The sequence below is a fragment of the Rhizobium sp. BK008 genome (genome assembly GCF_014197345.1).
Classification (GTDB): Bacteria; Pseudomonadota; Alphaproteobacteria; order Rhizobiales; family Rhizobiaceae; genus Rhizobium; species Rhizobium anhuiense.
Map to the genome: position 1 here is coordinate 794,697 of NZ_JACIFK010000001.1, position 19,466 is coordinate 814,162.

Annotated in this window: 19 protein-coding genes; 11 read left to right on the forward strand and 8 right to left on the reverse strand. The window is 62.6% G+C overall.

The window, feature by feature from the left end:
* Positions 1-48: 48 nt before the first annotated feature.
* Positions 49-972 carry a phytanoyl-CoA dioxygenase family protein gene (locus FHT69_RS03760; RefSeq protein ID WP_063473339.1) on the reverse strand — a complete coding sequence of 308 codons (924 nt, stop codon included), beginning with the start codon at positions 970-972 and terminating at the stop codon, positions 49-51.
* A 97-nt stretch (positions 973-1,069) separates the two neighbouring features.
* Here FHT69_RS03760 and FHT69_RS03765 point away from each other — a divergent pair, with 97 nt between their 5' ends.
* A complete protein-coding gene (locus tag FHT69_RS03765; protein WP_047610678.1) occupies positions 1,070-1,897 on the forward strand; it encodes a helix-turn-helix transcriptional regulator in 828 nt (275 codons plus the stop codon).
* Between the two features lie 3 nt (positions 1,898-1,900).
* Here FHT69_RS03765 and FHT69_RS03770 read toward each other — a convergent pair whose 3' ends face one another.
* Together FHT69_RS03770 and FHT69_RS03775 are read right to left on the reverse strand one after the other, a co-directional pair.
* On the reverse strand, positions 1,901-2,923 hold the full coding sequence (locus tag FHT69_RS03770) for an LLM class flavin-dependent oxidoreductase (RefSeq protein ID WP_063473338.1): 1,023 nt from the start codon (positions 2,921-2,923) through the stop codon (positions 1,901-1,903).
* Between the two features lie 235 nt (positions 2,924-3,158).
* Entirely contained in the window at positions 3,159-3,308 is a 150-nt protein-coding gene (locus tag FHT69_RS03775; RefSeq protein ID WP_245294514.1) for a hypothetical protein, read from the reverse strand.
* Positions 3,309-3,442: 134 nt separating this feature from the next.
* On the opposite strand from FHT69_RS03775, the gene FHT69_RS03780 reads away from it, so the two are divergent.
* The 3 genes from FHT69_RS03780 to FHT69_RS03790 all read left to right on the forward strand — a co-directional run bounded on the left by FHT69_RS03780 (position 3,443) and on the right by FHT69_RS03790 (position 7,907).
* On the forward strand, positions 3,443-4,312 hold the full coding sequence (locus FHT69_RS03780) for a FecR domain-containing protein (RefSeq protein ID WP_245294513.1): 870 nt from the start codon (positions 3,443-3,445) through the stop codon (positions 4,310-4,312).
* A 72-nt stretch (positions 4,313-4,384) separates the two neighbouring features.
* Positions 4,385-7,132 carry an EAL domain-containing protein gene (locus FHT69_RS03785; RefSeq protein WP_245294512.1) on the forward strand — a complete coding sequence of 916 codons (2,748 nt, stop codon included), beginning with the start codon at positions 4,385-4,387 and terminating at the stop codon, positions 7,130-7,132.
* A gap of 133 nt (positions 7,133-7,265) precedes the next feature.
* Complete coding sequence (locus FHT69_RS03790; protein ID WP_063473335.1) at positions 7,266-7,907, forward strand: metallophosphoesterase family protein; 642 nt, start codon at positions 7,266-7,268, stop codon at positions 7,905-7,907.
* Positions 7,908-8,075: 168 nt separating this feature from the next.
* Here the strand turns inward: FHT69_RS03790 and FHT69_RS03795 are convergent, their stop codons facing one another.
* Both FHT69_RS03795 and FHT69_RS03800 read right to left on the reverse strand, forming a co-directional pair.
* Positions 8,076-8,417 carry a hypothetical protein gene (locus FHT69_RS03795; protein ID WP_063473334.1) on the reverse strand — a complete coding sequence of 114 codons (342 nt, stop codon included), beginning with the start codon at positions 8,415-8,417 and terminating at the stop codon, positions 8,076-8,078.
* A gap of 5 nt (positions 8,418-8,422) precedes the next feature.
* Positions 8,423-9,220 carry a DUF899 domain-containing protein gene (locus FHT69_RS03800; RefSeq protein ID WP_063473333.1) on the reverse strand — a complete coding sequence of 266 codons (798 nt, stop codon included), beginning with the start codon at positions 9,218-9,220 and terminating at the stop codon, positions 8,423-8,425.
* 117 nt (positions 9,221-9,337) lie between these two features.
* Here FHT69_RS03800 and FHT69_RS03805 point away from each other — a divergent pair, with 117 nt between their 5' ends.
* From FHT69_RS03805 to FHT69_RS03815, 3 genes are all read left to right on the forward strand, one after another.
* Positions 9,338-10,558: a helix-turn-helix domain-containing protein gene (locus FHT69_RS03805; protein WP_097622366.1), complete on the forward strand. Its 1,221-nt coding sequence runs from the start codon at positions 9,338-9,340 to the stop codon at positions 10,556-10,558.
* A 45-nt stretch (positions 10,559-10,603) separates the two neighbouring features.
* The gene (locus tag FHT69_RS03810) at positions 10,604-11,236 is read left to right on the forward strand and encodes a PQQ-binding-like beta-propeller repeat protein (RefSeq protein WP_028758212.1); all 633 of its coding nucleotides are present in this window, start codon (positions 10,604-10,606) and stop codon (positions 11,234-11,236) included.
* A 127-nt stretch (positions 11,237-11,363) separates the two neighbouring features.
* Positions 11,364-12,278, forward strand: a complete 915-nt coding sequence (locus FHT69_RS03815) for a phosphotriesterase (RefSeq protein ID WP_063475196.1) — start codon at positions 11,364-11,366, stop codon at positions 12,276-12,278.
* A gap of 104 nt (positions 12,279-12,382) precedes the next feature.
* Here FHT69_RS03815 and FHT69_RS03820 read toward each other — a convergent pair whose 3' ends face one another.
* Positions 12,383-12,919 carry a GNAT family N-acetyltransferase gene (locus tag FHT69_RS03820; protein ID WP_063475195.1) on the reverse strand — a complete coding sequence of 179 codons (537 nt, stop codon included), beginning with the start codon at positions 12,917-12,919 and terminating at the stop codon, positions 12,383-12,385.
* 87 nt (positions 12,920-13,006) lie between these two features.
* Between FHT69_RS03820 and FHT69_RS03825 the strand changes: the two genes are divergently transcribed.
* Both FHT69_RS03825 and FHT69_RS03830 read left to right on the forward strand, forming a co-directional pair.
* Positions 13,007-14,752 carry a sensor histidine kinase gene (locus tag FHT69_RS03825; protein ID WP_063475194.1) on the forward strand — a complete coding sequence of 582 codons (1,746 nt, stop codon included), beginning with the start codon at positions 13,007-13,009 and terminating at the stop codon, positions 14,750-14,752.
* Positions 14,753-14,762: 10 nt separating this feature from the next.
* Positions 14,763-15,164, forward strand: coding sequence for a PleD family two-component system response regulator (locus tag FHT69_RS03830; RefSeq protein ID WP_003560657.1), 402 nt, complete (start codon positions 14,763-14,765; stop codon positions 15,162-15,164).
* 129 nt (positions 15,165-15,293) lie between these two features.
* Here FHT69_RS03830 and FHT69_RS03835 read toward each other — a convergent pair whose 3' ends face one another.
* Complete coding sequence (locus tag FHT69_RS03835; protein WP_245294582.1) at positions 15,294-16,763, reverse strand: PLP-dependent aminotransferase family protein; 1,470 nt, start codon at positions 16,761-16,763, stop codon at positions 15,294-15,296.
* 90 nt (positions 16,764-16,853) lie between these two features.
* Here FHT69_RS03835 and FHT69_RS03840 point away from each other — a divergent pair, with 90 nt between their 5' ends.
* Together FHT69_RS03840 and FHT69_RS03845 are read left to right on the forward strand one after the other, a co-directional pair.
* Positions 16,854-17,717: a DMT family transporter gene (locus tag FHT69_RS03840; RefSeq protein WP_028758216.1), complete on the forward strand. Its 864-nt coding sequence runs from the start codon at positions 16,854-16,856 to the stop codon at positions 17,715-17,717.
* Between the two features lie 228 nt (positions 17,718-17,945).
* On the forward strand, positions 17,946-18,404 hold the full coding sequence (locus FHT69_RS03845) for a DUF4168 domain-containing protein (protein WP_063475193.1): 459 nt from the start codon (positions 17,946-17,948) through the stop codon (positions 18,402-18,404).
* Positions 18,405-18,476: 72 nt separating this feature from the next.
* On the opposite strand, the gene FHT69_RS03850 is transcribed toward FHT69_RS03845, so the two are convergent.
* Positions 18,477-19,091, reverse strand: a complete 615-nt coding sequence (locus tag FHT69_RS03850; protein WP_028756802.1) for a 3'-5' exonuclease — start codon at positions 19,089-19,091, stop codon at positions 18,477-18,479.
* Positions 19,092-19,466: the final 375 nt, after the last annotated feature.

Genomic DNA, 19,466 nt, shown 5'->3' on the forward strand with positions numbered 1-19,466 from the left:
ATGCGCCGGCAGAGCCGGGGCTGTGCCCAATGAGGCCGTCGAACCGCGCTACAGCATGTCGCCGAGACTCCAATGGTTGTTCCATCGGACGTCGATCTCGTCGTCGACATTCTGATATCTTATGTCGGTGGAGAGGCGCAGCCGTCGGCTGCAGTCCTGGTTGGTGGTCGAGGCATGGATCATGTAGGGCGAGTGGAGCACCACATCACCGGCCTCATAATCGGCGGCGAGCCAGCGAGTATCGAAGCGCTCCGCCATATCAGGGAGATCCTTCGAGACCCAGCCGCCTTCGGCCATGTGGCGGTTATAGGCGCTGATCCGCTCTTCCGGAGAAAGATCGCCGCTTGCGGCCTGGAACTCGGCCTCCATCCTGACACCAACCGCGTGCGAGCGCTCGAGGTAGACCAGCCCCCCCATCTCGGCGGGGATATCGCCGATCGGAATCCAGGCCGTCACCAGGCGTCTGGTGCCGCCGCGGAGATAGACGAGATCATAGTGAGCCGGTGTGGCCGTTGGCGATCCCGGCTGAACGAAACGCATGATCTTGCGCTTGTGCAGATAAGAGATGCCCTGCAGGAAATCGTCCATGAAACGGGCAAGCGGCGGCTGCGCGCAGAAGCCTTCATAGGCGGCAGAGCGGACCAGCGACATCAAGCGCCGGTCCGCCAGGCTCCTGTCGAAGCCGGCGGCAGACGCGATGCCCAGCGAAAAATCGCTGCCGGGCTCGACCAGCCCGGTTTCGGCAAGGCGTTCGAAGACCCAGCGGCGAAAATCGAGAACATCGGTCCGCGGCAGAAGGCGTTTCAGCCAGACATAACCATCGTCCTGGTAGCGGCGGCGGATGGCGTCGACGCCGATGGCGGGATCGGTCGGCGCGAGCCAGCCCGTCCGCTCCGCAGGCAAGGTCTTGCCGTGGGCGGCAAGGGGAAATTCCGGCTTTCGGGCTTGCATCGTTTTGGCGGTAATTGACATTTCAGCCTTCCATCGCTTGAGTTGGCTCGCCATTCGTTAGCTGATCTGTTGGGACAACCGACATAGAGGAAAATCATAGCTGGACTTTTCGCTCACCATGAAAGACGTCGAGGCCATCTATCGGTCACCGCTCGGCGCGGCCGGCGGACTTGCGGTCACCGGCAGTGGCCGGCAGCATGCCCATCATGCGGTGAGGGATCGGAAACTGCCGAGTTTCGCCGTCGTGCTGGTGGAGCGCGGGCAGGGCTGGCTGGAAACCGCCGCCAGCGGCCGCTTGAGCTTGGCGGGACCGGCCCTCTTCTGGCTGTTTCCCAACCGCGCCCATTCCTATGGCCCCGATGAAGCAGGCTGGGACGAGCGCTGGGCGCTTTTCGAAGGGTCCTTCACGCGGGACTTCGTGCGGCTGAGGCTCATCGCCGAGCGGCACCCGGTCGTCGCCTTGCATCATCTCGATGACGTCGCGCGGCTCTTCGCCAAGCTTCATACCGATCTGCTTGACGATACCAACCTCGGACAGGCGTCGGCGGCAGTGATGCTGCATCGCATCGTCATCTCAGCCGCCAGACAGGCGGCAAGTGTCGCGGGCGATCGACGACAGGAAAGGCCCGACATGGCCGCAATCGTGGAAACGCTGCGGCAGCGAGCGATGCAGCCGTTGGATCTCGCTGCCTTCGCCGCCGAGCACGGCATCTCGCCGGCCACCCTGCGCCGGCGGTTCACGCTCGAGACGGGGCTGCCTCCCAAGGCATTTCAGCTTCGGGCGCGCATGGATCACGCCAAACAGCTACTGGCAACTACCGACGAGAAGATCGAAACGGTTGCTGCCATGATCGGCCTGGATGACCCGTTTTATTTTTCGCGTGTCTTTCACGAACGCGAGGGCTGCAGTCCTCGTGAATTCCGCACGAGATACAGGCGGGTTTGAACGTCAGCGCCAGCCGAGCGCCGGGGCAACATGGGTGAGGATCGCTTCGATGACATGGGTGTTGTAGGCGACGCCGAGCTGGTTGGGGACGGTCAGCAGCAGCGTGTCGGCTTCGGCGATTGCCTCGTCCTCGGCGAGCTGCTTGATCAGGGCGTCAGGCTCGGCAGCATAGCTGCGGCCGAAGATCGCCCGGGTCTTCTCGTCGATGAAGCCGATCTTGTCACCCTCGTCGTTGCCGTAGCCGAAATAGGCGCGGTCGCGGTCATCGACCAGCGCGAAGATGCTGCGGCTGACCGAGACGCGCGGCTGGCGTGTGTGGCCGGCTTCTTTCCAGGCCGCGCGATAGGCGCGGATCTGGTCGGCCTGCTGGACGTGGAACGGCTCTCCCGTTTCGTCGTCCTTCAGCGTCGAGCTCTGCAGGTTCATGCCGAGCTTGGCTGCCCAGACGGCAGTGGCGTTGGAACTCGCGCCCCACCAGATGCGTTCGCGCAGGCCCTCGGAATGCGGCTCGAGGCGCAGCTGGCCGGGCGGGTTCGGAAACATCGGCCGCGGATTCGGTTTGGCAAAACCTTCGCCGCGCAGCACTTCGAGGAAGACTTCGGCATGGTGCCGGGCCATGTCGGCCTCGCTCTGGCCTTCCGGCGGGGCATAGCCGAAATGGCGCCAGCCATCGATCACCTGCTCGGGCGAACCGCGGCTGATGCCGAGCTGCAGACGGCCGCCGGCAATGAGGTCGGCCGCACCGGCATCTTCGGCCATATAGAGCGGGTTCTCGTAGCGCATGTCGATGACGGCGGTGCCAATCTCGATCCGGTTGGTTCTGGCGCCGACGGCCGATAGCAGCGGGAAGGGCGCGGCCAGCTGGCGGGCGAAATGATGCACGCGAAAATACGCCCCGTCCGCCCCGAGCTCTTCGGCCGCTACGGCAAGATCGATCGACTGCAGCAGCGCGTCGCCTGCCGAGCGCGTCTGCGATTGGGGCGAGGGCGTCCAGTGCCCGAACGAGAGGAAACCGATCTTCTTCATGCCGCGCCTTTTCCGTTGCATCTCATGGTGGATGGGTCATGGCATAGTTTCGGGCCGGAAGACAATCGGAAGCGGGGGGATGTGGCGTATCACTTATCCGGCATTTGACGCGCTATCTTCCGCTATCTCTGGAGAGTGTCGCGTGCCCTTTCCTCCGTCATTCCTGTGGCGAGCACAGGAATGGGGGAGAGGAGATGCTCGTGTGCTAAAATTTCCATTGAATCTCCACAGGCTTTCACACCGCGCCGACATCCTCCAGCTGCGTGTGCACGGCGTTGAACACCTGCGATGGCACGCGCAGGCTGGCATCGTCTTGATAGAGCGCCCGCACTTCGCCGGCAAAGGTCGGGAATCGCCGGATTCGCGAGAGTTTTTCTGGAATCATTCAAATGAAATTAAGGAGATAGTGGTTTTATCAGTTGGTATTTGGGAGATTATATGTTTCGCGCTTTTTCGTTTTTTCTGGTGCTTTTCTTTTTTTCGATAGTGTCCGCGAATGCCGCTGAGGGTGACTGGCAAGTGGCCAAGGCCAGCCAGCAGGTGAATTTCACCGTCGACAAGCGGAACTGGGTAGCGGTTCGAGCGGGAGACATCATCCCCAACACCGCCTGGATCGCGACCGGGCCGAGGGGACGCGTTCAGCTGGTGCGCGGCGTCGAAAGCATTTCGTTTCAACCCAACACCGTCGCCGGCATCTTCACATCGGGCTTTGGCGAGAGGAAGACGGAGGTCGTCGAGCAGGCGGGTGTGCTCGATCTGGAGATCGAGAAACGCAGCAAGCCGCATACAACAGTCCAGACGCCTTTCCTGGCGGCCGTTGTGAAGGGGACGAATTTCCGCGTTTCCGTCTCGAAATCCGCGGCTGAGGTTACGGTCAACCGCGGCCTGGTGCAGGTGACATCGTTTGCGAGCGGTCAAAGGGCGAATGTCGGGCCGGGGCAGGGCGCATCCGTCGACGGTGTGAAAGGGATGACGGTTTCCGGCGACGTTTCGACGCCTGTGGTGACCGCGGTCTCCCCGTCGGTGGCGCGAGTGCCTGCCGTCGGCGCGACGACCCTCAACGGGCAGGCGGAGACAGAGAGTTCGAAGGCATCTGGCGCATCTTCATCCGTTTCCAATAGCGCCGGCTCTGGCGACCGAGATAGCGCTTCCCACTCCTTCGGCAATGAAGGCCGCAATGGCAATCGCTACGGCGCCGATAATGGCTCCAGCAATGGCAATGAGAATGCAGCCGGCAACGATGACGGCCAAGGAAACGCTGTCGGGAATGACAGCGACAACGGCGACAACAATGGAATCGGGAGCGGCAAGGATAAGGACAAGAAAGATAAGAAAGACAAAAGCGACAAAAAGGACAAGAACAAAGGCAAGGGAAACGATGACGACTGAAGTTTCCCCGTCGGCCGGTGTGAGAGGTTTCCATCGTTGATGAAGGGCGGTCGTGGCTTTCGGCTGTCGCGCTTGCGCCCAGTCAGGCTGTTATTCATCCTGATGATGATCGGCCTGCCGCTCTCGGGGCAAGTCCTGCCCTTTGTGAATTATCTCGACAATGCCCTGGTGAGCTGGCGCTTCAGCGCGGCACCACGGGCGGCGTCCGGAAATATTGTTTATGTCGCGATCGATAAGCGCAGCATCGATGCGGTCGGCACCTGGCCGTGGCCCCGCAGCCTCTATGCCGAGCTCATTGACAAGCTGATTGCGGTAGGCGCAGGCGACATCTTTATCGACGTCGATTTCAGCACGCCGTCGAACTCTGCCGAGGATGACCGGCTGGCCAAGGCTCTGACTGAAGCCGGAGGCGGCGTGATCCTGCCGGTCTTCAAGCAATATCTCGGCGCCGAGGCCGGATCGCAGACGGTGGTGACGCGGCCGATTCCGGATCTCGCCGACAATGCCTGGCTTTCCCTCGCCAATGTCGGCCTCGACGGCGACGGCACGGTCAGGCGGTTCGCACTTGGCGATACTCTCGACAATCAGCCGACGCAAAGCGTTGCCGCAGTGCTGGCGAAATTCGACAGGGCGGCAGGCTCCTATCCGATCGACTATTCGATCGCCCCGGCGAGCGTCCCGACATTCTCGCTGTCGGATGTTCTTGCCGGGAAGGTCGGCAGGCCCGATCTGGAAGGGCGTTCGGTGGTTGTCGGCGCCTATGCGACCGAGCTGAAGGATATCTTCCCCGTCCCGGTCTATGGCGCACTGCCCGGCGCAATGCTGCATATTCTCGCTTCCGAAACGATCCTGCAGAAGCGGCTGCTCGAGGACATCGACCAGATGCCGCTGGAGCTTCTCTTTGCCGCAGCCATTATTGCGCTCGCCCTTGGCATGCGCAGCCGGTCCGCAGCCCATGCCGTCGCGTTTGCTCTTGCCATTGCCGCCGCCGGTGAAGTGACGGCCTTCTTTCTCCAGAAGGATCACGCTCTCATCCTTCACACGGTGCGGCCGTGGATCATTCTTCTTGCCGGTCTCGTGCTGTTGTTGAACGAGAAGGTCGATTTCGGCCGGTTTCTGGTCGAGCTTGCCAAGGCCGAGCAGCGCAACACGCGCCGGCTGCTCGAGAGGATCGTGGCTGACAGCGCCGACGCCGTCATCGCCTTCGACGATCAGTTCCGCATTCTGAACGAAAGCGCCTCGGCTGCGGCGATGCTGGCTTTGGAGCCACAGGCGGACAGGCGCAGAACGCTTGATGCGATGATCCCGCCCCCTCTCGTTCATCGCATCATCAAGCTTGCTTCGGATTATATGGCGCAGCCGGGCACGATCCACGCCTGCAACGCGCGTTTTTCGCTTCAAACCGAGAGAGGGACAAAGCATCTCGAGGCAGCGATCACCATTTCGCCTGTCGAACGGCCTGGCGAATCCGGCATCGTCGCCGCGAAATCCTTCATCGGCAGCCTGATCGTCAGGGACATGACGGCCCGCCGGCGGTACGAAGACAAACTTCAGCGCCTGTCCGAATTCGACGAGTTGACCGGTCTGATGAACAGGCGCGAATTCCGCCGTCGCCTCGATCGGCTCGAGGGTGAATGCCATGTGATCGCGCTGGGGCTACACCGTTTCTCCGTCCTGAATACGGCGATGGGACGGGATGTCGGGGATGAGCTTTTGAGGGCCGTCGCCGTGCGGATGGAGGCGGAGGGTGCAATCAGCCTCGTCGGGCGGTTGGGGGGCGATGTCTTCACGGCCGTCATCCCGGCGTCCGAGGAGTGCGGTCAGGAGCGGTGCGCGCAGCTCATCCTTGATCTTTTCAGAGAGCCGTTCGCGCTTGGCGGTTCGATGATCCATGTCGCCGCCCGGCTCGGGATCTGCACCAGCGAGGCGCGCAACGGTGACGCCGACATTTGGATTCAGAATGCCGAGATTGCGCTCGACGACGCCAAGCGGGTGGCTGGCAGCGGATGGCGCGCTCATGATCCGGTGACCGCCCTGCGGCAGCATCAATCGCGATTGCTCGAGCGGCAGATGCGCGCTGCTCTCGATCGTCGCGAATTCTTCCTGTTGTATCAGCCGCAGGTGGACCTCAAGACGGGCAAACTGGTCGGTGCTGAGGCCCTTTTGCGGTGGAAGCATCCGGAGTTCGGGCTGGTTTCGCCGGCAGATTTCATTCCGGTCGCCGAAGCCAGCGGTTTCATCTGCGATCTCGGCTGCTGGGCGCTTGCCGAAGCATGCCGGGCGGCGACCGAATGGCCGGATCGACTCAATCTCGCCGTCAACGTATCGCCGATCCAGTTTTCCCGGCCGGAGCTGGTTGCAGAGGTCAAGGCTGCATTGGCGACAAGCGGCCTGGCGGCCTCGCGCCTGCATCTCGAAATTACCGAATCCGCCTTTGTCGACGGCAGCGAGCAGATCATGTCGGTCATCTCGGAGCTCAGAGCGCTCGGCATTGCCGTCGCGCTCGACGATTTCGGAACCGGCTATTCGTCGCTGAGCTATATGGCCGGCTTTCCCCTCGACAAGCTCAAGATCGACCAGTCCTTCGTCAGGAAGATCGCGGACGATCCCAAGATCCTGGCGATCGTCGCGACGGTCGGCTCGCTTGCCCACGGGCTGGGGCTCAAGGTCGTGGCAGAGGGGATAGAGACCGAGACGGAATGGCAGATGCTGGCGCAGATGGGCTGTGAGGAGGGCCAGGGCTACTTCTTCGGTAAGCCGCAATCGTCCGCCGCTCTGATGACGCTTTCGCGCCAGCCGGGCTGGACGCGTGCTGCATGACCGATCTCGCCGGCCGCTTTCTTCAAGCGGAAGCAGAAGGAATTGCGGTAAGCGGCTGAGAGGGAGTCGGATTTTCTGTCGGCATCGGTGGTGCGGACTTCACCTGGCTCTCGACAGGCGTTAAGAATGCGACATGCGCTACACATTCGCCATAGGCGATATCCATGGCTGCATCGATCCGCTGAACAGGATGATCGATCGGGTCGAAACCTATGCGCCTGAAGGGACAGTCGTCTTCCTTGGCGACTATATCGATCGCGGGTTTGACAGCAAAAACGTCCTCGACCGCATCATTGCCGGCACGGCCGACCCATGGCGATGGATATGCCTGAAAGGCAATCATGAGGACATGATGGTCGCTGCCTATGCCGACAGCGGCAGCCGAGCCGTATGGCTCGGCAATGGCGGGCTCGAGACCGAAATATCCTATGGCGGCAGAGTTCCGCCCCAGCATCTGCAATGGGCGGCTGATCGTCCGCTCATGCATGTCGACCGGCATCGCATCTTCGTCCATGCCGGCGTCGATCCGGCGTTTCCGCTGGAACGGCAGAGCGAGGACGATCTTCTGTGGTTGCGGTTCCCTCCCGGTGAATCCAGCGACTATTGGGGCAAGCACCTGGTCCACGGCCATACGCCGTCACTGTCCAACCCGGTGACGACAGGAAACCGCACCAACATCGACAGCGGCTGTGTCTTCGGCGGCAAGCTTTCCTGCGCGGTCTTCGACGACGAGGTTGCCGGCGGGCCGATCGACTTTATCGAGGTGAGGGCATGAACTTGGGCGCGTCGGTAAGGGTGTAAAGCTGGAGACGGCGGAATGGGAGCCGCGCGGAGCGAGGAAGCCTTTCGCTCCGCCGCGCTCCGTCAGCAGAAGTTTGACGAGGGCGCTACCCCATCTCTCTTTTCCCAGCGGCGAGAAGAGAGATGGGGTGCGGCAGAATCCTCACTTCCGGCCCTGCCGGCCGGCGAAGAGCCGCAGCCAGGGCGCTAGATGGAAACCGCCCATCAGCAGGTACATCGGCACCATTCCCCCGATCGGGAAGGCATCAGGCGTTGTCATACACATCATGTCGGTGCTGCCGGTTGCTGCCGTCAGCAGCGCCATGATCGCGAATGTTGGGGCGGCGGCGAATGCCAGCCAGTCGGCGGCGTGGGCGGCGAGCCGGCCGCCGGCGCTAGCCACACTGCTGCTCGGCTTATCAGTTGATCCGACTGCGGCGGCGGCCAGCGAGAGCCATTCGGCGTTGCCGTCGCCTCTCTCCGGGGTGGGGGTGGAAAGCAGCATCGCAGTCACTCCTTGCCGTAGCGGTCGTGATGGCGCCACCAGATGCCGGTTTCGTTGCGGCCCTTGGGCGCGCGGTCGAGCCATTGGTACATGCCCCAGAGCCCATCCAGCCCGCGGGCATAGCTGGAATAGCTGTGGTAGACCGTGCCATCGATGAGTTCGAAGGCGCTGACACCCGGCCGGTCGCGGGTGTAGGTCGCGACATCGGTGCCGGTCATGGCGGCAATCTGCGCGACCGGGCCCTCGCTGCCGGGCGACTGCCATTCTTGCACGGTCTTGCCGGCGAGCGGTTCGGGAGCGGGGAACTCGCGGCGGTAGTTGTATTCTATGCCGCCCTGGTGCTGCTGCTCGGCAGAGAACCAGACGCTGAAATCGCCGTTGAAATCGCTGCCGAAGGAGGAGGCCCAGGGAAAACTCCAGTCCATGCGTTGCTTGAAGGCCTGAAGTTTGGGCAGTCGCGCACGCGAAACCGCCCAGAAGGCGAGGTCGTGGTTTTCGAGGTGGACGAAGAAGCCGTTGAAACCGTCGGCGATCGAGGAGCAGGAGGGGCATCCCGCGCTATAATCGGGCCCGAACATGAAGTGATAGACGAGAAGCTGCGAGCGGCCGCCGAAGAGGTCCTTCAGTGAGACGTTGCCGTCGTCCGTATCGAAGCGGTATTCCTTATCGATTCTCACACGCGGCAATTGCTGGCGCTTGAGCGCCAGCGCGTCGCTTTGCCGGGTCAGCGCCTTTTCCTCTTCGAGCAGGTCGAGCCTTGCCGCCAGCCATTGCTGCCGTGTTGCGTTCAGCTCTGTCGTCATGGGTCTTCTCCTTTGCCTGTCTGTCGTCGTAGCATCCGGCGCGGATTGGTTGCCGGGTCCAGAGCAGATTACGGCCGGGCGGAAGGAGGCGGGAGTGACAAGTGTGACGGGATTTGAATGGACTCGCTGATCACAGCCGCGGCGCAGGCGCTGGCATCGGGCGATGCGCTCGGCGCACTGAAGCGGGTGGCGCTGCGTGACGACGCGCCGGCGCTGGCGTTGCGCGGCATCGCGATGGCGCAGCTCGGCGATCTCGTCCGCGCCAAGGCGCTGCTGAAGAGTGCTGCGCGCGCCTTCGGCCCGCGCGAGGCGGTGGCGCGGGCGCGTTGCGTGGTTGCCGAGGCCGAGATCGCGCTCGTCTCGCGTGATCTTCTCTGGCCGCCGAAGGCGCTGGAAGCGGCGCGCAAAGTGCTGGAAGCGCATGGCGACAGGGTCAATGCCGCGCATGCGGGCAATGTCGCCATTCGCAGGCTGGTGTTGATCGGGCGTCTCGACGAGGCCGAACGCGCGCTTGCAGCACTCGATCCGACGCCGCTGCCGCCGGCTCTGCGGACTGCCCACGAGCTGGTGGCCGCCGGCATCGCCGTCCGGCGCCTGCAGACGCAGGCGGCGCGTGCGGCGCTCGCCCGGGCAAGGGTTGCGGCGCGCGCGGCCGATATTCAGGCTTTGACGGCGGAGGTCGAAACTGCGGCCCTCGTGCTCGACACGCCAGCGGCGCGGCTGATGTCGCGCGGCCAGGAGCGCTTGCTGCTGCTCGGCGAGGTGGAAGCGCTGCTCGGTTCGGGCACGCTCGTCGTCGATGCCTGCCGCCATGTGGTGTGGAATGCGGGCGCCGCCGTCTCGCTGGCGACGCGGCCGGTGCTGTTTGCGCTTGCCCGTACGCTGGCCGAAGCCTGGCCGGGCGATGTGACACGGGGAGCGCTCATCGCGCGCGCCTTCCGCGGCAAACACGCCGATGAATCGCATCGCGCCAGGCTGCGGGTCGAGATTGGCCGGCTGCGGGCCGAACTGCGAGGACTGGCGGAGGTGTCAGCGACGAAGCGCGGCTTTGCGCTTTCGCCGCGTGGCGCCCGGGATATCGCGGTGCTGGCGCCGCTCGTCGAAGGTCAGCATGGGGCAGTGCTCGCATTCCTCTCCGATGGCGAGGCGTGGTCGAGCTCGGCCTTGGCGATCGCGCTCGCCGCCAGCCCCCGCACCGTGCAGCGGGCGCTGGATTCCCTTGCGGGCGAAGGCAAGGTGCAATCGCTGGGGCGCGGGCGGGCGCGGCGCTGGATGAGCCCGCCGCTGCCGGGTTTCCCGACGATCTTGTTACTCCCCGGACCGCTGCCCAGCGATTAGTGTGGGCTGACTGATTGTGATGCCCGAACCATAGGGATGGAAGAGATGAAGAAATCGGCTGCGAATATCCTGCGTGAATATGGACCTTTTCCCGGCGCTGAGCGCGTCAATGGCGTCACCTTCGACGGCGAGCACGTCTGGTTTGCCTCGGGCGACCGCCTGAACGCGCTCGATCCCGAAAGCGGCGAGGTGGTGCGCTCGATCGAGGTTGCATCCCATGCCGGGACGGCCTTCGACGGCGAGTTCCTCTATCAGATCGCCGAGGATGTCATTCACAAGATCGAGCCGAAGACTGGCCGTATCCTCGCCACCATCCCGGCGCCTGGCAATGGCGGCGATTCCGGCCTTGCCTGGGCCGAGGGCACGCTCTGGGTCGGCCAGCATCGCGGCCGCAGGATCCACCAGATCGATCCCGAGACCGGCAAGATCCTCCGCACCATCGAATCCAACCGCGTCGTGACAGGCGTCACCTGGGTCGACGGCCAGCTCTGGCACGGCACCTGGGAGGGCGACGACAGCGACGTCAGGCGCATCGACCCGGAAACGGGAGAGGTGCTGGAACGGCTCGACATGCCCGAAGGCACCGGCGTCTCCGGCCTCGAATCCGACGGTGCCGACCGCTTCTTCTGTGGCGGAGGCGGCAGTGGCAAGATCCGCGCGGTGCGCCGGCCGGCGTGAAGCCCGGAAGAATTTCGGTCGAGTGAGCGATTGATTTCGTCATGGGACGATCTACTTTCGCGGCAGTGTCGAAGCTTCGGGGGCGGTCGAGGGCTCGACGCAAGCGGCATGACCGCGGGGAGAGACTTTGAAATATCTGCGCACGACACTTGGGCCTAAGAGCAAATCCGAACTTGGGATGATCCTCCCGCACGAGCACGTCTTCGTCGACCTCAGGACGCCGGACCAGCCCGGTTATGCCGAAGCAGACATTGAAGACGTCGTTCGGCTGATGGCCCCCGAAATCGAACGGATCAAGAAACTCGGGGTGACGGCACTGGTCGAATGCTCGACGGGCGGCGTCGGACGCCGTGCGGATATCGATCTTGCCGTGTCGCTCGCGACGGATTTTCCGATTGTCGTTCCCACCGGCAATTACCGTGAACCCTGGATTCCCGAATGGGTCCGCCATGCTTCCGAGAAGGAACTGGAGGTATGGATGCTTCGCGAGCTGACAGAGCAGATCGACGAGACCGGGTTCCAGGCAGGCTGGATCAAGCTCAGTGCCGGCGATGACGGCATGACGGCGCTCGAGACAAAAATCCTGCGGGCGGCCGCGCGCGCCGCGGCGCAGACAGACGCCGTCATCGGCAGTCATACGATCAGGGGACGGGTCGTCATGGATCAACTCGATGTCATCGAGGCGGAGGGCTACAGGGCCGACAGATTCATCTCGATCCATACGCAGGAAGAAAAGGACTTCGCCTATAACGTCGCCGTGGCCGAGCGAGGCGCCTGGATCGAGTATGACCATGTCGGCCGGGCCGAAGATAACGAGGTGGCGGATCTGGTCATCAAGGCGCTGGAGGCCGGCTGCGGCGACCGCCTGTTGTTGAGCCATGACCGGGGCTGGTTCGATCCGGCACTGCCGATGGGCGGGACACCCAAGCCGTACACCCATCTTTCCACGGTCTTGCTGCCCGAGTTGAAACGGCGCGGCATAGACGACGGGACGCTGATGCGCCTGACTCACGACAATCCGTTCGAGGCTTTCGCCCGATAGGGGATGGCTGGGCTCATTGCGTGCAAGGGCATTTGTTCCAAGTTCAGGCCGAAATGATGATCAGCCGGACTCGCCCCGTTCAAAAATCGACGCGATACCAGGATCTATGAGAAGCCGCGCTCGTCGAACAAAAGCGCCATGCTGATCGCATCGATGAACCGGCCGTCGATGCGTGCCGCCCGTCGGACGATGCCTTCGCGGGCAAATCCGACCTTTTCGTAGAGAGCGATCGCACGGGCATTGTCCTCGTAAACATCGAGTTCAACCCTGGCAAAACCGCTTTTCTGTGCGGCGCTCAATGTCGTCTCGATAAGCCTTCGTCCCAGACCCTTGCCCCGATAGGCAGGAAGGATACCCATTCCCAGGTTTCCACGATGGGCATGCGACGGGAAAAAATGACGGCTGATGTCGCACCAACCGATGACTTGGGTTTGAGCGGTGGCAACGAATTGAGGATTGCCTTTTGCAATCATGCCGATCACGAACTCCCGCGTCTGCGGCAGAGGAGTCGCTTCCAGCATAGACAGGTATCTTTTCTCCCGCGCGACCAGGTCGAGTGCGTGATGAAAACTATCGATGTGGGCGGCAGCGATCGGTTCGATCCTGATATCCGACGTTTCCGGCGATGCGGGAGCATCCATACGCTTCTCCTTCGGAGATTGTGAAATGCCTATAGGAGACAAGTTGTGGACCTGCACGGGAGCGCATAATTCACGGTCCGTCAACCTTTGCGTGTCAATTTCTCGGTGGCAGTCGCCATCAAAAGGTTGCAGGTATTGAAGGTCAGACTCACATCCCACATTACGTTTGTCCTGGTAACGCTCACCTGTGCTGCGGCCGTGTTGCTGTGCGGTTTTGCGTGGCTCGCCGCAATCAAGGTCGATGATCTCTATTTGCGCCGACAGGCCGATTTCGTCCGACAGGGACTGGAAGAGCAGATCGCAGCACTTCCCCGTGAGCAGGAAAGCGTCACCAAATGGGACGATGCCTTCCTCTATGCCAAGCAGCGGAACCATGAATGGCTGCTCGACAATGTCGGGCGGTGGACGAGCCAGTATTTCGCGCACGACAGAACCTATATCTTCGACGATGCCAATCGCCTGATGTTTGCGTTCCGTGACGGCGCGGATGCGATGCCGCCGCGGCTCGATGACGACGACGGCAAAGAAATGACCGCTCTTGCCGGAGAGATGCGTGCCGCTCTCGTCGAGCGGGCTGCAGAGCCCGGCGCCGAACCGATTGGTCAACTGGCCACGGTTCGGACGATCATGATCGGCAAAAGGCCGGCGATAGCAAGCGCGCGTCCCATTCTGCCGAGTTCGACCAGGATGCAGATCGAGGCGGGCCAGGAGTTCATCGCCATCTCGGTCAAGTTCATCGATGGAAAAACTGCCGAAAGCATCGCCCATCATGCGCTGCTCGAAGGATTGCATTTCGCGTCTTCGAAAGGTGAGGACGAGCGGGCGCAAGTGCCTGTGTCATCGCATGACGGCGGCACGATCGGCTATTTCGTGTGGCCTCCCATCCGGCCCGGATACATGCTGCTTCAGCAGATCGCGCCGGCGGGGCTCGGTTGTCTGGCGCTGCTGATCACCGTCGTGTTCTGGCTGGGACGAGGTCTGCATCGCACCTCGCTGACCCTGCTGGACAGCCAGGCGCAACTCACCCATCACCGCAACCATCTGGAAGAGATGGTGGCCGATCGAACGGCCGAGATCGAAAGGCAGAGAGAGGAACTGGATCGCCTGCTGGTGCACGAACGCCAGGTGAATGCGCTCCAGCGCCAGTTCGTCGCCATGGCCTCGCACGAGTTTCGCACACCGCTCGCAATCATCGACGCCGCTGCCCAGCGGCTCTGCCGCTCGACGACCAACGTCAGTGGCGATTACGTTCACGAAAAAGCAGGCGTGATCCGCAGCGCGGTGGTGCGCATGGTCGATCTGATGGAGAGCATTCTCGCCAGCGGCCGGCTCGAAACCGGACAGATCACGCTGAAGCGCAGCGAAGGCGATCTGAAAGCCCTGCTCGTCACCTGCTGCGACAGGCAGCGCCATCTCAGCCGCTCGCATGTGTTTCATCTCGATCTCCAGCCGATACCCGATGTATTGACATTCGACCGCAGCGCCATGGAACAGGTCTTCACCAACCTGATTTCGAACGCCGTCAAATATTCGCCCAACGCGCCCGACATTCATGTCCGCGCCCGGGCTGACGAGAAGACGGTGGAGATCGCCATCTCCGACAGCGGCATCGGCATGGATGCGGAGGATCTGCCGAAGCTGTTCCAGCCCTATTACCGCGCCCGCAGCGCCACGGGCATTGCCGGAACCGGCATCGGCCTCAACGTCGTCAAGCAGGTCGTCGAACTGCATGGCGGCACCGTCGAGGTAAGCAGCGAGCTCGGCAAGGGCACAACATTCACCATTCTTCTGCCAATAGCGTTCCTATTGTCGGATCAACAAGTCGCAGCTTAAGGAAGAGCTCATGGTTACAGTCCTGTGCATAGAAGACGAAGTCGAGATCCGGAACCTCCTCGTCGAAGAGTTGAGCGAAGCCGGCTACAAGACGCTCGAGGCTTCGAACGGCGCCGAGGGGCTGGAAATGATCCTGTCGAAATGGCCCGACATCGTCATCAGCGACATTTCGATGCCTGTCATGGATGGGCACCAGCTACTGGCGGAAATTCAGATCAACCACCCCGAGCTCTCCAACATCCCCTTCATCCTGCTGACGGCGCTGACCGACCGGGAAAACACGCTTGCCGGCTTACGCGGCGGAGCGGCGGACTATCTGACGAAGCCGCTCGACTTCGATCTGCTGCTCGCCAAGCTCGAAGGCTGCGTGACGCGTCTTGCCAATGACAAGGCGGTTCACCGGTCGTTTTGATCGTTGCGGGCGGAGACCGAGACAGCCTCACTCAGAGGTGCTGCGCAGGAGGCTCCGCCCTGCGGGCTGCGCGCCTCAATGATGAGGGCGTTGGTGAATGCCACTCCGGAAGCGTTGGGGGTGCCGCCCTCATGAGAGGGCCTGGACGCAGTGAGAAGAAGGCGCTTGAGCCTGTGCCTCCGACCTCCATTGTCCTCGTCCTGCCAGTGCATCGCCCAACACCTCGAACACCCGCGCATCGAGTGTTTGAGACACGTTGAAGCGCATGAAATTGGTCGCCGATTGCGACAGGCTGAATGCGTTTCCGGGAGCCAAAACGATCCTCCTTTCCAGTGCAGCGCGCGCCACATCGGCCGCATCGATGCCCTCGGGCAGCTGGCACCAGAGGAACATCCCGGCCTGTGGCTCCAGCCACGGCGTTATCCCTAAGCCCTTCAGTCTGGCCGAGACCTCGCTCATCGCCCGAGAGAGCCGGTGTCTCAGCGTCTCCATGTGTTTGCGATAGCTGCCGTCGCTCAGGACGTTCAGCACCAGTTCCGCCGTCAGCCGGCCGCCGCCGAAGGAGGTGGCGATCTTGAGATCTGTCAGTCCGTCGATCCATTCCGGTTTTGCCACGACGAAACCGCAGCGGGCCGAGGCCGACAGGGTCTTCGAGAAGCTGCCGATGTGAATGACCCGCTCGAGCCCGTCGAAGGCGGCAAGGCGGGGCGCCGGCGAATATTCGAAATCGGCGAAGATATCGTCCTCGATGATGGTCAGATCGAACTGCTCGGCGAGTTTTAGAAGCCGGTGGGCCGTCACGGGGGAAAGCGTTGCGCCTGTGGGATTGTGGATGGCGGAGTTGGTGATGTAGAGCCGCGGCCGCTTTTCGGCGACGACTTGCGCGAACAGTTCGATATCGGGACCGGACGGGGTATAGGGGACGCCGACGATCTTTGCCCTATGGGCGCGCAGCAGCGCATGGAAGTTGAAATAGCAGGGATCGTCGACCAGCACCGTGTCGCCGGGTTCCAGCAGGAAACGGCAGAGCAGATCGATTGCCTGCGTGCCGGAATCTGCCAGCATGATTTGCTCAGGGGAGGCTTCGATCCCCCGTTCACCCATGCGCCGCGAAATCAGCTGGCGCAGTTGCGGCAAGCCGAGCGGCGAGCCGTAGTCGGCGAGGGCCGGCCCGTCGGCGCGGGCAAGCGTCCTCAGCCCGCGGCGCATCCCTTCCCCCGGCAGCCAGGAGGGTGGCAGCCAGCCGCAGCCGGGCTTCAGGTCTGTTTCATCAGCCTCCAGCGATTGCCGCGATATCCAGAACGGATCGACGGCGCGGTCGAGCTTCGGTCCGCTCTGCGCAAGCGCAAACGGGGCTGCCTGGTTGGCGACATAGAACCCCGAACCCGGTCTTGCCAGGATCGCGCCTTCGGCGACCAACCGCTCATAGGCGTCGACGACCGTCGATGTCGACAGCTTCAACGTCGCCGCCAGCCCCCGGACGGACGGCAGTCTTGCGCCCGGCGTCAGGCTGCGCCCGGCAATGCGTTGCCTGATCGTCGCGACGACCATCTCTACGCGTGTGCGTCCTTCATTCATCTGTATTGCTTTCTGCATCATTACAGTTTCACGAAATCGTATCAGACTGTTACTGTCATGACCATCGCCGTTGGCCGATAAGAGCTGGGAAAAGAAGGAGTGCAGCGCATCATGGACCGCATGGCATCGGGATGGATCAATGGTTTTATCGGGGTGGTGATCTTCAGCGGATCGCTGCCGGCGACGCGCGTGGCGGTGATGCAGTTCGATCCCGTCTTTCTCACCGTGGCGCGCGCGGCGATCGCCGGCATTCTCGCCCTCGGCCTGCTGATCGCTTTCAGAGAGAAACGGCCGAGCGGGCGCGATACCCTCTCCCTTGCTGTCGTCGCGCTCGGCGTCGTGGTCGGCTTTCCCTTGCTGACGGCGCTGGCGCTGCAGCACGTCACATCAGCTCATTCGATCGTTTTCGTCGGCCTGCTGCCGCTGGCGACGGCGATCTTCGGCGTGATCCGCGGCGGAGAACGCCCGAAGCCGGCATTCTGGCTGTTTTCCATCCTGGGCAGCGCGCTGGTGGCGGGCTTCGCGCTGGCGCAAGGGCTGACTGCGTCACCGATCGGTGACCTATTGATGCTGGCGGCGATCATCGTCTGCGGCCTCGGCTATGCCGAAGGCGGCAGGCTTTCGCGCACGCTCGGCGGCTGGCAGGTGATTTCCTGGGCGCTGGTGCTGTCGCTGCCGGTGATGGTCGCGGTCGCGCTTTTGCATCGGCCGGCAAGCTTTTCCGGCATTGAAACGCCGGCGCTGCTGGGTCTTGCCTATGTCTCGCTGTTTTCCATGCTGATCGGCTTCATCTTCTGGTATCGCGGCCTGTCGCAGGGCGGCATTGCCGCCGTCGGCCAGCTGCAGCTGCTCCAGCCGTTTTTCGGCCTGGCGCTTGCTGCCACCCTGCTGCACGAGCCCGTGACCTGGGCCATGCTCGCCGTCACGGTCGCCGTCATTCTGTGCGTGGCCGGCGCCCGCAGGTTTGCGCGGTAGCGGTTGCTCCGGTCACGGCAAGTGGTTGGAAGTGACGGTGCGGTGACCACCAGCCGACATGTCGACGGTCACAAAGCCGCCGCTCAATCGTCAGCAAATCGCCCCGTTGCCGCCGCACCGTGCCCTCTTAAAGGTTCCATCGTCGCGACCTCGCCAGCCCCAACGGCTGAGCGATCGACCGAGCCGGTTCTGCTGCCGCTCAAATCATGCACGTGAAAAGGAACGAATATGATCACTCGTTACACACCCGTCGCAACGATGACCGCTGCGGTCTTCAGCCTGCTTGCTTTCAGCCCGGCATTCGCTGTTGATATGGCCCAGGCGCAACAGCAGCCGCCGGCACAAGGCCAGGCGCCGATGCAGGGACAGACCGGTGGCAACGGCGCGGCCGCACCCGTCAGCGATAAGAAAATCGAGGCCTTTGCCGTTGCTTATCTGCAGGTCGACAAGGTCCGCCAGGAATATTCGGCCAAGATCGGCGCGACGAAGGACGAGGCTGCCAAGCAAAAGCTACAGGATGAAGCCAAGAAGCAGATGGTCGATACCGTCGAAGCCTCCAACGGCATCTCCGTCGAGGAATATTCCTCGATCCTGACCGCCGCGCAGAGCGACCCGGCCCTGGCCAAGAAGGTTCTGGAAAAGATCGGTACGCCGCCGCCGGCAGCGCCAGCGCAACAGCAGCAATAAGCTGCCCGCCCTAAGAAAGCAGTGCCCGCCGTTTGGCCGGGCGCTGCTTCAAGCCCTTGGTGTCTCGTGCCTTCAGAGCCGATCGAAAACCTCGGGCTGCAATTTCCGGATCTTCATCAGATGCTGCAGCGTGTACGATAGCGACAGAGCGTCGTCGAGCCCGTCATGCGCCTGCAAGGCAGGATGGTCGACGTTGTAGTAGTCGGCCAGCTTGTTGCTGGGCGTCTTTGCCAAATCCTCGATCGGCATGCCCGCTGCGATGAGAAGCTTGACGGCGTTGTCGAACCGGCGGGCCGGGATGGAAGGCTGGATGCCTGCGACATAGCAGCTGATGGCCACCATGTTCATCTCATCCTTACCCCAGGACCAGAACCGGGCGCCGCCCGAGAAGCTGTCGACACCGGAAAGCGCATCCTCCAGCGCCACGCCATGGGCGTCGATATCCTCTTCGGTGATGCCGGTCAGATGGGTGAAGTATGGATCGAGCGGATACCGCTTGCCGAAGCGGTCGACGGGCCGGACGTAGGACTTGTACGTGCCAAGGATCGGAAACTCGCCTTCGAGTCCGAGCTTGACGGCTCCGATCTGCGCAATGACAGGATCGGGATCGTGGGCCGCGCACCAAAATCTGCGCTGCGAGCCTTCGAGGCAAAGAAATTCACAGTCGAATATGATGGCGGTCTTCATGGCCGACGTTCCCCTCGTAGTTGGAGCTTCGGACTGAATACCCTCCGTCGTGGCCCGACAAGTTCTCGATAACAGGCATCAGCGATCCGTTCGTCCTATGCGTGTTTCGACAATTTCGCTCACCTGTTTTCGTCCACCGTGGCCGAGGTGGAGGTCGGTGCCATCCTGGCCTGGCTTCCCGTGATTGCCGCTGCCCGCCTGACGGAAGGCGTCGCAGACGAAAATGACGCGCTGCTGCGGCTGGCCGAGGCGAACGGGTATCATTGAAAGGCTTGGCATCCACAGTCTGTGCGGACCGTCGGTCCCCGTTCCTCTCGATAATGCCGGCTTTGCGCAAGAACATCCAAAATCCGCGCGTGTATCCAAAGGGCGTTG

Bases quoted from the DNA above. Each gene is read 5' to 3' on its own strand.
- FHT69_RS03805 (WP_097622366.1), top strand. From the start codon at position 9,338: ATGGACTCGCTGATCACAGCCGCGGCGCAGGCGCTGGCATCGGGCGAT.
- FHT69_RS03840 (WP_028758216.1), top strand. From the start codon at position 16,854: ATGGACCGCATGGCATCGGGATGGATCAATGGTTTTATCGGGGTGGTG.
- FHT69_RS03795 (WP_063473334.1), bottom strand. From the start codon at position 8,417: ATGCTGCTTTCCACCCCCACCCCGGAGAGAGGCGACGGCAACGCCGAA.
- FHT69_RS03850 (WP_028756802.1), bottom strand. From the start codon at position 19,091: ATGAAGACCGCCATCATATTCGACTGTGAATTTCTTTGCCTCGAAGGC.
- FHT69_RS03770 (WP_063473338.1), bottom strand. From the start codon at position 2,923: ATGAAGAAGATCGGTTTCCTCTCGTTCGGGCACTGGACGCCCTCGCCC.
- FHT69_RS03820 (WP_063475195.1), bottom strand. From the start codon at position 12,919: ATGGATGCTCCCGCATCGCCGGAAACGTCGGATATCAGGATCGAACCG.
- FHT69_RS03830 (WP_003560657.1), top strand. From the start codon at position 14,763: ATGGTTACAGTCCTGTGCATAGAAGACGAAGTCGAGATCCGGAACCTC.
- FHT69_RS03775 (WP_245294514.1), bottom strand. From the start codon at position 3,308: ATGATTCCAGAAAAACTCTCGCGAATCCGGCGATTCCCGACCTTTGCC.
- FHT69_RS03800 (WP_063473333.1), bottom strand. From the start codon at position 9,220: ATGACGACAGAGCTGAACGCAACACGGCAGCAATGGCTGGCGGCAAGG.
- FHT69_RS03765 (WP_047610678.1), top strand. From the start codon at position 1,070: ATGAAAGACGTCGAGGCCATCTATCGGTCACCGCTCGGCGCGGCCGGC.
- FHT69_RS03790 (WP_063473335.1), top strand. From the start codon at position 7,266: ATGCGCTACACATTCGCCATAGGCGATATCCATGGCTGCATCGATCCG.
- FHT69_RS03845 (WP_063475193.1), top strand. From the start codon at position 17,946: ATGATCACTCGTTACACACCCGTCGCAACGATGACCGCTGCGGTCTTC.
- FHT69_RS03810 (WP_028758212.1), top strand. From the start codon at position 10,604: ATGAAGAAATCGGCTGCGAATATCCTGCGTGAATATGGACCTTTTCCC.
- FHT69_RS03760 (WP_063473339.1), bottom strand. From the start codon at position 972: ATGTCAATTACCGCCAAAACGATGCAAGCCCGAAAGCCGGAATTTCCC.
- FHT69_RS03835 (WP_245294582.1), bottom strand. From the start codon at position 16,763: ATGATGCAGAAAGCAATACAGATGAATGAAGGACGCACACGCGTAGAG.